Source organism: Micromonospora lacuserhaii, from assembly GCF_036902735.1.
Classification (GTDB): Bacteria; Actinomycetota; Actinomycetes; order Mycobacteriales; family Micromonosporaceae; genus Micromonospora.
In genome coordinates this window covers 168,134-181,345 of sequence record NZ_JBAKHO010000003.1, presented here as the reverse complement: position 1 = coordinate 181,345, position 13,212 = coordinate 168,134, and the positions used below count along the sequence as shown (strand labels likewise).

Sequence of the window (13,212 nt, the reverse complement as noted above, 5' to 3'; positions counted from 1 at the left end):
GACGGAGGTCGAGGTGTTCCTCGACCGTCCCCGTCCTCCACCGGAAGGCATCCACATGCCACGTAGAACCCGGTCCCTGGCCGCGGCAGCGCTCGCCGGCTTCGTCCTCACCGGATCGGCGGTGGTCCCCGCCACCTCGGCGGCGGCCACCCCCGGCTGGGGCCCGCCGGCCACGTCGGACCGGACCAGCGCCGCCGAGGCCCGCCGCGTCGACCGCGTGCCCACGCCGAAGCTCGACTGGTACGCCTGCTACGACTCCGCCGAGTGCGCCACCGTCCGGCTGCCGCTGGACTACGACCAGCCGCGCGGCGCCACCACCGAGATCGCCCTGCTCCGGGTCAGGGCCCGCGACCAGCAGCACCGCATCGGCAGCCTCTTCCTCAACCCCGGCGGCCCCGGCGGATCCGGCACCGGCATCGCGCTCGCCGCCCCCTACTTCCTCGGTGACGACCTGCTCGACCGCTTCGACGTCGTCGGCGTCGACCCGCGCGGGATCGCGGCCAGCGAGAACGTGAAGTGCTTCCCCTCGGTGAAGGACCAGACCAGGGCGTACACCGGGCTCAAGGTGGCCTTCCCGTGGACGGCGGACGAGACGAAGGCCTACCTGGCCTCGTCGAAGGCGGTCGGGAAGGCGTGCTCGTCGACCGGCCGGCCGCTCACCGGGGCGATGTCCACCGCCGAGGTCGCCCGCGACATGGACGTGCTGCGCCGGGCGGTGGGCGACAAGAAGCTGAGCTACCTCGGCTTCAGCTACGGCACCGCGCTCGGCCAGTACTACGCCAACATGTTCCCGGACCGGGTCCGGGCGGTGGTCGTCGACGGGGTGCTCAACCCGGACGCCTGGGTGGGCCAGGGCGCCGCCGGCGGCCAGCTCCAGGAGACCCGGCTGCGCAGTGCCGACGGCGCGTACCACGCGTTGCACGAGATCCTGGTCCGCTGCGACCAGGCCGGCGCGCCGGCCTGCCCGCTTGCGGCCGGCGACCCCGTCGCCTCGTACGAGCTGGTGGCCCAGCGGCTGCGCAAGAAGCCGGTGGTGGTGGACGACCCGGAGTACGGCTCCTACACGGTCAGCTACGCCGACTTCGTCAGCGCCAGCCTCGGCGCGCTGTACAGCCCGGACGGGTGGCAGTCGATCATCGGGATCACCAGCGACCTGCTGGCCCTCACCGACCCGCAGTCGGTCACCCCGGCCCGGCTCGCCCAGGCCCGCAAGGCGCTCGGCCAGCGGGCCACGCAGGCCCGCCAGCAGCGGCGGTACGACTTCCCGTACGACAACGGCCTGGAGACGTTCCTGGGCGTGGACTGCACCGACTCGTACCACCCGAAGAAGCTCGCGGACTGGCCGGCGCTCAGCGCCGCGGAGGACAAGCGGGCGCCGTACTTCGGGCGGGCCTGGGCCTGGGGCACCGCACCCTGCGCCCGGGACAGCTGGACCGTTCGGGACGAGGACGCCTACACCGGCCCGTTCAACCGCCGGACTGCCAACCCGGTGCTGGTGGTGGGGAACTACTGGGACCCGGCCACCAACTACCAGGGCGCGGTGAGCTCGGCGAAGCTGCTGCCGAACAGCCGGCTGCTCAGCAGCGACAGCTGGGGCCACACCGCGTACGGCACGTCCGCGTGCGTCACCGGCGCGGTGGACGCCTACCTGCTCCGGCTGAAGCTGCCGGCCAGGGGGACGGTCTGCACCGGTGACGCGCAGCCGTTCGTGGAGCGCGAGCCGGCTCTCGCCCGGCGGGCGGGCGAGCCGAAGCGGCTCCCGCCGGTCGTCGCGCCGCTGCCCGTGGTGGGCTCGCTGACCGTCCGCTGACCGACTCCAGGGCACGGCGGGCGATCGGGTCGCCCGCCGTGCCCCGGCTGGTCAGCGAGGTGCCGACCCGGAACGGCCGGTCACGCGAAGGCGGTGGTGTAGTACCGCACCCGGTAGAAGCGGGCGCCGCTCTTGCTGTGGTTGCCCGAGCTGAAGTGGATGGTCCGGCTCCACTCCCCCTCGCCGGAGCCCGGCACCACCCAGGTCCGCACCCCGTTGAGCAGCCGGCTGTACGCCTTCACGTGGTCGGCCCCGCTGACCACGCTGGAGGTCAGCTGCCAACTGTTGCCCGCGTAGACGACGCTGAGCGAGCGCACGTTGTAGGACGAGGTGAAGAAGTACCCGCTGCCGTCGTGGTCGGGCAGGATGTCGTGTCCGGTCTTCGCCCGCCCGGCGCCGTCGCTGAAGGTCAGCTTCGTCCGGTACGACAGCCGGGTGCTGGATCCGTTGCCGGTGATCGCGTACAGCCGCACCTCGCCGCTGCCGACCGCGATGACGAAGCCGCTCTGGTGGTAGATCACCCCGTGCGCGCCGCGGAAGCCGTAGAACTTCACCGCGCTGGTGCCCGGCTTGCCGCCGTTGCTGGACGGCACGAAGAGGTGCAGCCCGCCGCCGGTGGACGAACCGGTCGGCCCCTTGGAGGTGGCGACCACGATGGCGCCCTTGCCCTCGATCCGCTCGATGGAGTGCGGGTTGCCGTCCACCGTCGCCTGCCAGACGATGCCGCCGGTCCTGGCGGAGCTGATCGCGCTCTCGTCGATCATCGCGGCGCGGCCCAGGTAGTCACCCACCCCGGAGGAGGTCACCAGCATGACGTTGCCCCACCGCGCGGTCGCCCGCCGCTTGACGTCGGAGAGGTTCGTCCAGGTGCCGGTGGTGCTCGGCGCCTTCCAGAGCACCGTGCCGCTGCTCCAGGCGGCCGGGTTGAAGCGCAGGATCCGCCCGCTGGCCTGCTCTGTCGCCATCACGTAGTGGGTCGCCGCCTCGGCTGGCGCGGCGCCGAGCAGGCCGGCCGCCGGCGCGGTCACCGCGGTGGCGGCCAGCCCCTTGAGAATGGCTCTTCTGTCCATGACACCCTCCCCTGTGGATCGTCGCCCCGATCGTGGCAGTGGAGGGCGGTTGAACGCAGGGTGTCGAAACGGTCACCCTTTCCGCCGGCGGCACGTCAGGCCGGCGGCGTGCCCGGCCGGAGTCGCCGCCGACGCGCTGTCAGTACGACTTGTCCTGGCCGAGGACGTGCTGGGCGACGAAGTTGAGGATCATCTCCCGGCTGACCGGGGCGATCCGGCCGGCCCGGACCGCGCCGAGCAGGGTGGCCACGCCGTACTCGGTGGTCATGCCGGCCCCGCCGAGCGCCTGCACGGCGGTGTCCACGGCGAGCGCGGCGGCCTCGCCGGCGGCGTACTTGGCCATGTTGCCGGAGACGCCGGCCTCCAGGTCACGGCCGGCGTCGTAGAGGGTGGCCGCCTTGTGGATCATCAGGCGGGCCAGCTCCACCTGCACCGCCGCGTGCGCGAGGGGGTGGGCGACGCCCTGGTGGGAGCCGATGCTCCGGCCGCCCCACACCTTGCGGGTGGCGGTGTACTCGCTGGCCCGCTCGATGGCGTACCGGCCGGTGCCGGCGCCCATCGCGGCGACCGTGATCCGTTCCGGGTTGAGCCCGGCGAAGAGCGCCGGCAGGCCGGCGTCGAGCGACTCGCCGACCAGCGCGTCGGCGGGCAGCCGCACGTCGTCCAGGTAGAGCAGGAACTGGTTCTCCGGGGAGAGGATCTCCATGTCCAGCTTGGAGCGGGTCAGCCCGGGAGCGTCGGTCGGCACGATGAACAGCGCCGGCTTGAGCTTCTGCGGAGAGGCGTCCCCCGGGCCACCTTGACCGTCTCCGACGGCGACACGCGCCACGACCAGGACGTACTGCGCCTCGTCCACGCCGGAGATGTAGCACTTGCGGCCGGAGAGCAGCCAGTCGTCGCCGTCGCGGCGGGCCACCGTGCCGAGCCGGTGGAAGTTCGAGCCGGCCTCCGGCTCGGTGATCGCGAAGACGATCTTCTGGGTGCCGTCGGCGAGGCCGGGCAGGTGCCGCTTGCGCTGCTCGTCGGTGCCGTGCTTGTTGATCACCGTGGCGGCGATGGCCGGGGAGACCACCAGCAGCAGCAGCGGGCAGCCGGCCGCGGCCAGCTCCTCGCAGACGATGGCCAGTTCCGTGATGCCGCCGCCCCCGCCGCCGTACTCGGTGGGGATGTTGACGCCGAGGTAGCCGAGCCGGCCGGCCTCGCTCCACAGCTCGGTGGTGTGCCCGCCGGCCTTCGCCTTCTCCACGAAGTAGGAGTGGCCGTACTTGCGGCCCAGCGCGCGGACGGCGTCGCGGAGCTGGTCCTGTTCGGGGGTGAGGTCGAAGTTCATCGGAGGTCCTCCTCGAGGTTGACCACGGCCAGCACGGCGCCGGTCTCGACCTGGCCGCCGGCCGGCACCGGCAGTTCGGCGACCACGCCGTCGGTCGGGGCGAGCACGGGATGTTCGAGCTTCATCGCTTCCAGGGTCAGCAGCAGTTCTCCGGCAATGACCCGCCGGCCGACCTCGACGTGCACCCGGGTCACCGTGCCGGGCAGCGGCGCCAGCAGCGAACCGGCCGCCAGCTCCGCGGTGGGCAGCGGGAATCGCGGCAGCTCGGTCAGGCTCGCCGCCCCGTCCGGGCCGTCCACGAAGACCTCCGCACCCACCCGATGTACGCGGAAGGCCCGCCGCACGCCGTCGACGTCGAGCACCACCCGGTGCGGGGTGGCCTCGACCAGCGCCACGGTCGGCGGCTGCCCGGCGGCGTCTCCGGCCGGCCCGGCGGTCCCGGTCGGCGCCGGGTCGGTCCGGTCGGCCGCGGGGTCGCCGGTGGTCCCGGAGGTGCTGGACCACTCGGCGAGGGCGCCCGTCCGGTCCAGCCGGTAGCGGACCTCGATCTCGCCGTCCGGCCCGGCGTAGCGGGTGACCTGCGGGAAGGCGGGCACGTTGCGCCAGCCCGAGGGGAGCCCGGGGAGCACCGGGGCGGTCGCCCGCCGGTCGGCCGCACCGGCGAGCGCGGCGGCCAGCGCCACGAGGGGCACCTGCTCGGCCGGCAGGAGTGGGGCGAAGACCTCGTCGTGCCGCTCCAGGAAGCCGGTGTCGACCTCGGCCGCGCCGAACTCCCGGCTGCGCAGCACCCGGACCAGCAGGTCCCGGTTGGTGGCGACGCCGTGGAACTCGGCCCGGGCCAGCGCGCCCGCGAGGGCACGGGCGGCCTCGCCGCGGGTCGGCGCCCAGGTGATCAGCTTGGCCAGCATCGAGTCGTAGTGCACGCCGATTGTCGAGCCGTCCACCACGCCGGAGTCGAGCCGCAGCCCGCGCGTGGGGGCGAACTCGCCGGTCACCCCGGGGACCGCGAAACGGTGCAGGACGCCGGTGGCCGGGCGGAAGCCCTGGGCCGGGTCCTCGGCGCAGAGGCGTACCTCGATCGCGTGACCGTCGACCGGCGGGGTCGCCGCCAGCGGCAGCGGCGCGCCCTCGGCGACCAGCAGTTGCAGCCGGACCAGGTCCAGCCCGGTGACCGCCTCGGTGACCGGGTGCTCGACCTGCAGGCGGGTGTTCATCTCCAGGAAGAAGAACTCCCCGGTCGGGGCGAGCAGGAACTCCACCGTGCCGGCGCCGGCGTAGTCGACGGCCCGGCCGGCCGCCACCGCCGCCTCGTGCAGGCGGGCCCGCAGCTCCGGGGCGGCCACCGCCGGAGCCTCCTCGACGATCTTCTGGTGCCGGCGCTGGATCGAGCAGTCCCGTTCGCCGAGCGCCACCACCGAGCCGTGGGTGTCGCCGAAGATCTGCACCTCGACGTGCCGGCCGCGCTCGACGTACCGCTCGATGAAGACCGTGCCGTCGCCGAACGCTGCGGCCGCCTCGCGGCGCGCGGAGGCGACGGCCTCGGCCAGCCCGGCGGCGTCGCGGACGATCCGCATCCCCCGGCCGCCGCCACCCGCGGACGCCTTGACCAGCACCGGGAAGTCGGTGACCTGGTCGCCGTCGGTCCAGGTCGGCAGCATCGGCACGCCCGCATCGACCAGCAGCGCCTTGGCGGCCATCTTGTCGCCCATCGCGGCGATCGCCTTGGCCGGCGGGCCGACCCAGGTCAGCCCCGCGTCGGTCACCGCCGCCGCGAACTCGGCGTTCTCGGCGAGGAAGCCGTAGCCCGGGTGGACGGCGTCCGCGCCGGCCCGCCGGGCCGCGTCCAGGATCAGCTCGATCCGCAGGTACGTCTCGGCCGGGGTGTTCCCGGGCAGGCGGACGGCCTGGTCGGCCTCGGCGACGAAGGGTGCGTCGGCGTCGGCGTCGGAGTGCACGGCGACCGTCTCGACGCCGAGCTCACGGCAGGTGGCAAAGACCCGGCGGGCTATTTCGCCCCGGTTGGCCACGAGAAGTCGGGTGATCACTGGTTGCCCCTCACATCCGGAAGACGCCGAAGCCGTCGGCGCCCTTCACCGGTCCGTTGTGGATCGCCGACAGGCAGAGCCCGAGGACGGTACGGGTGTCCCGGGGGTCGATCACCCCATCGTCGTAGAGCCGGCCGGAGAGGAAGAGCGCCCCGGACTGGGACTCGATCTGCTGCTCGACCATCATCCGCATCGCCGCGTCGGAGTCCTCGTCGTAGTCGCGCCCCCGGGCGGCGGCGGCCTGCCGGGCCACGATCGAGAGCACCCCGGCGAGCTGCGCCGGCCCCATCACCGCCGACTTCGCGTTCGGCCAGGTGAAGAGGAACCTCGGCTCGTACGCCCGGCCGCACATGCCGTAGTTGCCGGCGCCGTAGGAGGCGCCCAGGTTGACCGTCAGGTGCGGCACCCTCGAGTTCGACACCGCGTTGATCATGAGAGCGCCGTGCTTGATGATGCCGCGCTGCTCGTACTCGGTGCCGACCATGTAGCCGGTGGTGTTCTGGAGGAAGACCAGCGGGGTGTCGGCGGCGTTGGCGAGCTGGATGAACTGGGCCGCCTTCTGCGCCTCCTCGCTGAACAGCACGCCGCGAGCGTTGGCCAGCACGCCGACCGGATACCCGTGCAGCTCGCCCCAGCCGGTGACCAGCGCGGTCCCGTACGCCGGCTTGAACTCGTCGAACTCGCTGCCGTCCAGCACCCGGGCCAACACCTCGCGCGGGTCGAAGGGCACCTTGAGGTCGGCGCTGGCGATGCCGAGCAGCTCCTCCGGGTCGTACTTCGGCTCCCGGGGAGAGGCGGTACGCCGCGGTGGCCCCTGCTTGCGCCAGTTCAGCCGGCGGACGCACTGCCGGGCCAGCCGGATGCCGTCCCGTTCGTCCTCCGCCAGGAAGTCGGCCAGGCCGGACGTCGACGCGTGCATGGCCGCCCCGCCGAGGGACTCGTCGTCGGTGACCTCGCCGGTCGCCATCTTCACCAGCGGCGGCCCGGCCAGGTAGACCTGCGACCGGTCCCGGATCATGATGGTGAAGTCGGACATCCCCGGCACGTACGCGCCGCCGGCGGTGGCGTTGCCGAAGACCACGCTGACCGTGGGGATCTTCGCCGCGGAGAGTCGGGTCAGGTCGCGGAACACCCGGCCGCCCGGGATGAAGATCTCCGCCTGGGTGGGCAGGTCCGCCCCGGCCGACTCGACCAGATTGATCATCGGCAGCCGGTTGGCGAGGGCGATCTCGCCGGCCCGCCGGGTCTTCGCCAGTGCCCACGGGTTGACCGCGCCGCCGCGTACCGTCGGGTCGTTCGCGACGACCAGGCACTCCACGCCCTCGACCACGCCGATGCCGGTGACCGTGCTGGCGCCGACCGGGAAGTCGGTGCCGTACGCGGCCACCGGGGACAACTCCAGAAACGGGCTGTCCGGGTCGAGCAGCAGCTCGATCCGCTCCCGGGGGAGCAGCTTTCCCCGCTGGTGGTGCCGGGTCACGTACCTCTCACCGCCGCCGGCCCGGGCCTGGTCGAGCGCGGCCTCCAGTTCGGCGAGGCGTTCCCGCAGCCCCTCGCGGTTGGCCGTGAAGCCGGGCGAGGACGGGTCGATCGCGCTGTCCAGTGTGGTCACAGGGCTCCTTTCCGTTCGTGACTGCGGGGCTCGCAGACCCAGCTCACTCCTCGCACTCACAGCCCCATGCCCTTCGCGATGATCTCGTTCATGATCTCGGTGGTGCCGCCGCCGATGCCGAGGATCCGGGCGTCCCGGTAGTGCCGTTCCACCTCGGCGTCGCGCAGGTAGCCGAAGCCGCCGTGCAGTTGCAGCGCCGCGTCGACCACGTGGTCGCAGGCGGCCACCGCGACGTTCTTCGCCATCGCCACCTCGGTCACCACCGGTTCGCCGGCCGCCACCCGGGCCGCCACGTCGTGCACGTACGCGCGGGCCGCCTCGGCGCGGGTGTGCAGCTCCGCCAGCCGGTGCCGGACCACCTGCCGGCTGGCCAGCGGCCGGCCGAACGTCTCCCGGTCCCGGCACCACCGCACCGCCAGCTCCACACAGCGCTGCGCGGTCGCGTACGCCTGGGTGGCCAGCGAGAGCCGCTCCGCGGCGAAGTGCTGCATGATCGCGAGGAAGCCGGTGTTCTCCTCGCCGATCCGGTTCGCCACCGGCACCCGTACGTCGACGAAGGAGAGCTCGGCGGTGTCCGAGCAGTGCCAGCCCAGCTTCTCCAGCCGCCGCCCGACGGTGAAGCCGGGCGTGCCCTTCTCGATCACCAGCAGGCTGAGCTCGCCGCTGCCCGGGAAGTCGGTGCAGACCGCCGTGGTCACGAAGTCGGCCCGGATGCCGCTGGTGATGTAGGTCTTCGACCCGTTCACCACGTAGTGGTCGCCGTCCCGGCGGGCGGTGGTGCGGATCGCGGCGACGTCCGAGCCGCCGCCCGGCTCGGTGATCGCCAGCGCGCCGATCATCGTCCCGGCCAGGGTGGGGCGGACGTACCGGTCGACCAGGTCGTTGTCGCCCGGCGCCCCGCCCCCGCCGAGCCGGCCGCCGAGGAGGCCTCCGGCCCGGCCGCCGGCGGCGGCCACCATGTGCGGCAGGGCGATGCCGTGCGTGAAGAGCGCCGCGACCAGCCCGGACGAGCCACCGGACCGGATGATCTCCTCGGTCACCACGATCGAGTCGAGCAGGTCGCCGCCGCTGCCGCCGACCGACTCGGGGAAGCCGATGCCGAGCAGGCCGATCTTCGCGGCGGTGGCGTGCAGGTCACGCGGCACCTCGCCGGCCCGCTCCCAGTCGGCCAGGTGCGGCAGGACCTCCTTCTTGACGAAGGCCCGGGTCAGTTCGCGCAGCTGCCGGCGTTCCGGAGTGTCCACGATGGTCATCGCCGTCACCCCTGCGCCGGCAGGTCGACGATCCGGGAGCGGAGCAGCTCGCCGAGCGCCTTCGCCTGCGGGTCGAATCGGGTGGAGGCGGCCACACCCTGCCCGAGCAGGCCGCGGAGCACGAAGTTGACCGCGCGCAGGTGCGGCAGCTCGTACCGCTCGACGGTCAGCGGGGCGGTCTCCGGCAGCAGTTCGGCGAGCCGGTCCACGGTGAGCCAGCCGCGCAGCCAGGCCCAGGTGGCGTCCGTGCGGGCCCAGACGCCGAGGTTGGCGTCCCCGCCCTTGTCGCCGGAGCGCGCCCCGACCAGCTCACCGAGCGGCCCGCGCCGGGTCGGCCGCCCCGGATCCGGTGGAGCGGCCGGCGCGGTCGGCGCCGGTTCCGCGGGTGCGGGGGTCGTCCGGATCGGCGGGGCGATCGGCACCCGCTCCCCGCCGGGCAGCACCGCGACGTGCGCAACCTCGTCCTGCGGGACCGCGACGGCGGTGAAGACGCCGTACGGGGCGGCGTCACCGGGGAGGGTGGTGAGGGTGCAGCCGGGATAGGAGGCCAGGGCCAGCTCCACCGCGGCGGCCGAGAAGGCCCGCCCGGCCCGCTCCCGGTCGCCGTCGCGCAGGTGTACGTGCAGCAGCGCGCTCGCGGTCTCGGTGTCGCTCGCGCCCGGGTGGTCGGTGCGGGCCAGGGTGAACTCCAGCCCCTCCTTGCCGACCACCTCCTCCAGCTGCGCCCGGACCAGCGTGGCCTTGGCCGGGATGTCCAGCCCGCAGAGGACGAACGTCATCGAGTTGCGGAAGCCGCCGAGGTTGTTGATGCCGACCTTGAGGGTGTCCGGCGGTGGGGTGCCCCGGGTGCCGGAGACGTGGACCCGATCCGGCCCGTCCTGGCGCAGCCGCACCGTGTCGAGCCGGGTCACCACGTCCGGACCGAGGTACGCCGGCCCGCCCACCTCGTAGAGCAGTTGGGCGGTGACCGTCTCGACGGTGACCGCGCCGCCGGTGCCGGGATGCTTGGTGACGACGGCGGAGCCGTCCGGGTGGATCTCGGCGATCGGGAAGCCGGGGCGGTGGCCCCTGTCGGGCAGTTCGGTGAAGAAGCTGAAGTTGCCGCCGGTGACCTGCGTGCCGCACTCGATGAGGTGCCCGGCGACGGTCGCCCCCGCCAGGGCGTCCAGGTCGTCGCGCCCCCAGCCGAAACGGGCGATCGCCGGCCCGACCGCCAGGGAGGCGTCGGTGACCCGGCCGGTGACCACCACGTCGGCGCCGCCGTCGAGGCAGGCGGCGATGCCGAACGCGCCGAGGTACGCGTTCGCGGTGAGCGCGTCCGGGCGGGGCAGGGCGTCACCCTCGACGTGACCGACCCGCACGGTGAGGCCGAGCCGGTCGCCGAGCGCCCGGATCGCGGCGGCCAGCCCGGCCGGGTTCAACCCGCCGGCGTTGGTCACGATCCGCACTCCCCGGTCCAGCGCGGTGCCCAGAGTGCCTTCGAGCTGGCGGAGGAAGGTCTTCGCGTAGCCCAGGTCGGGGTCGCGCATCCGGTCCCGGCCGAGGATCAGCATGGTCAGTTCGGCCAGGTAGTCGCCGGTGAGCACGTCCAGCTCGCCGCCGTCGAGCATCTCCCGCCAGGCGGAGAGGCGGTCGCCGTAGAAGCCGGAGGCGTTGCCGACCCGCAGTACCCCGGTCATGCCCGGGCCCCGCTGGTGGTCCGCGGCCGGCGGCCGGCGCCGGGCGGGCCGGCGAAGGCCTGGGCCACGTCGAGCCAGGCGTCGGCGGTCCACCCGGTGGCGACCAGCGCGAGGTCGGCGCGGTGCCGCCGCTGGGTGACCAGCAGGCAGAAGTCGAGCGCCGGGCCGGTGACCCGGTCCGCCGCGCCCGCCGGCCCGAGGCCCCAGGTCGACCCGTCGGGCGCGGTCAGCTCCACCCGCACCGGCGCCGTGGGGACCGGCCGGCCGTGGGCGGCGAAGCCGTGCCCGAGGGTACGGAAGCCGAGGTGCGCGACGTGCCGCAGCCGCTCGGTCGGGGTGCGGTGTACGCCGAGCGCGTCCGCGACGTCCTCGCCGTGCGCCCAGGTCTCCATGATCCGGGCGGTGGCCATCGAGGCGGCCGACATCCGGGTGCCGTACCAGGGCAGTTTCTCCCCGGGCGGGACGGCGGCGAGGGCCTCGGCGAGCCCGACCCGGCCGGCCCGCCAGCGGGCGAGCAGCTCGGCCGGCGGCGCGAGGAGCTGCTCCGCGCCGTCGTCGACCAGCCGGCTCGGGTCGGGGACCGAGGTGACCGAGGCGAAGAACGCCTCGGCGTCGGTGGCGGCGAGCCGGGCCACGTGGTCGGTCCAGGCGAGGTGGGCGATCTGGTGGCCGACCGTCCAGCCGGGAGCCGGTGTGGGCCGCGACCATCCGTCCGCCGGCAGCGCGGCGACGAGGGCGTCGAGCTGCTCGGACTCGGCGGCCAGGTCCGCGAGCAGTGCTGTCAGGTCGACCATGGTGCCTCCGGGCGGTGGGCCGGTCAGGTGCCGGCGTCCGGAGCCGGGCGTTGCGGGCCCGGATCCGGGGTGAGCAGGGCGGCGAGCTGGCGTTTCCAGGTGTGCAGCAGGGCGGTGCGGCGGGCCGAGTCGTCGCTGAGCAGGTTGGCCACGCCGAGCCCGCGGAGCAGGTCCAGGGTGGCCTGGACCGCCTCACGGACCCCGGGCCGGCGTTCGTCGACGCCGAGCAGACCGACGGTGAGCCGGTGCATCTCCCGGCCGACCCGGGCCTCCAGCGGCACCAGGGCGTCGCGCAGCTCGGCGTCGGTGCGGGCGGCCACCCAGAGTTCGAGGGCGGCGACGAAGAGCGGGCCGGTGAAGGCCGCGCCGAGCAGGTCGACCACCCGGTCGAGCCGCTGCGGGCCGGTGGGCAGCGCCTCGGCCTCGGTGCGCAGCTCCCCGGCCCGCCGTTCGGCGAGGTGTGCGACGGCGGCGGTGACCAGCGCGGCCTTGGTCGGGTAGTGGTGCAGCTGGGCGCCGCGCGAGACGCCGGCCCGGGCGGCGACCACGGTCGTCGTGGTGCCGGACCAGCCGTGCTCCACCAGGCACTCGACGGTCGCCTCCAGCAGCCGGGCCTGGGTGGCGCGGCTGCGCTCCTGCTGAGGGATGCGGGTCGATGCGGTGGGCACGGGGACAGCGTGCCGGCACCGAAACAAACAGTCAAGACTGACTTTTTTCGGGGAGCGTCGCCGGACCGGTGGCGACCGGCCGGCGCGGTGGCGGGCGCGGGGGTCAGCGGCCGTCGCGGGGACCGAAGGCGGCGAGCGCGTCCAGGTCGCTGTGCCGGGAGCGCAGGTACTCGTCGGCGAATCCGGCGGCGTCCGGGAAGCCGGACTCGGCCGTCACCCGCGCGCACGCGCCGTCCACGTCGAACTCTGTTCGGCGTAGCTGCACACCCGGCCCGAGCAGCGCCCAGTACGCCCCCGGCCCGCCGTACGGCATGCCGACGCTGCCCGGGTTGACCACCAGCCGGCGGTCGACGAGCCGGGCGAACGGCATGTGGGTGTGCCCGCAGACCACCGTGCCGACCGTGGCCGGCAGGCCGGCGAAGACCTCCGCCCAGCGCGCCGGCCGGGAGTCCACCAGCACGACCTCCTCGTCGTCCCGGGGCGTGGCATGGCAGAACAGGACATCGCCGAGGCCGGCCACCGGCAGGGTGACGGTCAGCGGCAGGGCGGCCAACCGGGCCAGTTGGTCCTCGCGCAGCTGCGCGGCCGCCCAGTTCGAGACCTCGATGGGGGAGGGTGTGCCCGCCCGGGCCTCGACCAGCTCCCGGTCCGCGTTGCCCCGGACCCAGCGGGCCCGTTCGCCCAGCCCAGCGAGCAAGTCCAGCACCTCGACCGGCTGCGGCCCGGCCGCGAGGTCACCGGTGAGCACGATCAGGTCGGCGGCGGCCACGTCCGGCTCGGCCAGGACGGCCTCCAGCGCCGGCAGCACGCCGTGGATGTCGGAGAGTACGGCGACACGTTGCAGCATCGGCACACCGTGGCCCCGGCTCGCGTCCGATGTCCAGGAATTCTGCCCCGGGCAGACGGTGTCCAGGCTTGCCAGGGCGGCCTACCGTCGGGCCGGCCCGACGG

At 74.1% G+C, this 13,212-nt stretch carries 10 protein-coding genes; 1 reads left to right on the top strand and 9 read right to left on the bottom strand.

Features of this window, described 5'->3' with window-relative positions:
- The first annotated feature begins 55 nt into the window (after positions 1 to 55).
- A complete protein-coding gene (locus V6U81_RS03380; protein ID WP_334484179.1) occupies positions 56 to 1,810 on the top strand; it encodes an alpha/beta hydrolase in 1,755 nt (584 codons plus the stop codon).
- An 80-nt stretch (positions 1,811 to 1,890) separates the two neighbouring features.
- Here V6U81_RS03380 and V6U81_RS03375 read toward each other — a convergent pair whose 3' ends face one another.
- The 9 genes from V6U81_RS03375 to V6U81_RS03335 all read right to left on the bottom strand — a co-directional run bounded on the left by V6U81_RS03375 (position 1,891) and on the right by V6U81_RS03335 (position 13,108).
- Positions 1,891 to 2,880, bottom strand: a complete 990-nt coding sequence (locus V6U81_RS03375; protein ID WP_334484176.1) for a hypothetical protein — start codon at positions 2,878 to 2,880, stop codon at positions 1,891 to 1,893.
- A 139-nt stretch (positions 2,881 to 3,019) separates the two neighbouring features.
- Positions 3,020 to 4,210, bottom strand: a complete 1,191-nt coding sequence (locus V6U81_RS03370; protein ID WP_334484173.1) for an acyl-CoA dehydrogenase family protein — start codon at positions 4,208 to 4,210, stop codon at positions 3,020 to 3,022.
- Positions 4,207 to 6,255 carry an ATP-binding protein gene (locus tag V6U81_RS03365; protein ID WP_334484170.1) on the bottom strand — a complete coding sequence of 683 codons (2,049 nt, stop codon included), beginning with the start codon at positions 6,253 to 6,255 and terminating at the stop codon, positions 4,207 to 4,209. Before V6U81_RS03365 ends, V6U81_RS03370 begins: the two co-directional genes overlap by 4 nt.
- Before the next feature lie 10 nt (positions 6,256 to 6,265).
- Positions 6,266 to 7,867, bottom strand: a complete 1,602-nt coding sequence (locus tag V6U81_RS03360; RefSeq protein WP_334484167.1) for an acyl-CoA carboxylase subunit beta — start codon at positions 7,865 to 7,867, stop codon at positions 6,266 to 6,268.
- Positions 7,868 to 7,923: 56 nt separating this feature from the next.
- Entirely contained in the window at positions 7,924 to 9,120 is a 1,197-nt protein-coding gene (locus tag V6U81_RS03355; protein ID WP_334484165.1) for an acyl-CoA dehydrogenase family protein, read from the bottom strand.
- A gap of 5 nt (positions 9,121 to 9,125) precedes the next feature.
- The gene (locus V6U81_RS03350) at positions 9,126 to 10,799 is read right to left on the bottom strand and encodes an acyclic terpene utilization AtuA family protein (RefSeq protein WP_334484163.1); all 1,674 of its coding nucleotides are present in this window, start codon (positions 10,797 to 10,799) and stop codon (positions 9,126 to 9,128) included.
- The gene (locus tag V6U81_RS03345; protein ID WP_334484160.1) at positions 10,796 to 11,593 is read right to left on the bottom strand and encodes a TIGR03084 family metal-binding protein; all 798 of its coding nucleotides are present in this window, start codon (positions 11,591 to 11,593) and stop codon (positions 10,796 to 10,798) included. Before V6U81_RS03345 ends, V6U81_RS03350 begins: the two co-directional genes overlap by 4 nt.
- A 23-nt stretch (positions 11,594 to 11,616) precedes the next feature.
- Entirely contained in the window at positions 11,617 to 12,261 is a 645-nt protein-coding gene (locus tag V6U81_RS03340; RefSeq protein ID WP_334484158.1) for a TetR/AcrR family transcriptional regulator, read from the bottom strand.
- A gap of 103 nt (positions 12,262 to 12,364) precedes the next feature.
- Complete coding sequence (locus V6U81_RS03335; RefSeq protein ID WP_334484155.1) at positions 12,365 to 13,108, bottom strand: metallophosphoesterase family protein; 744 nt, start codon at positions 13,106 to 13,108, stop codon at positions 12,365 to 12,367.
- Between the last annotated feature and the right edge of the window lie 104 nt (positions 13,109 to 13,212).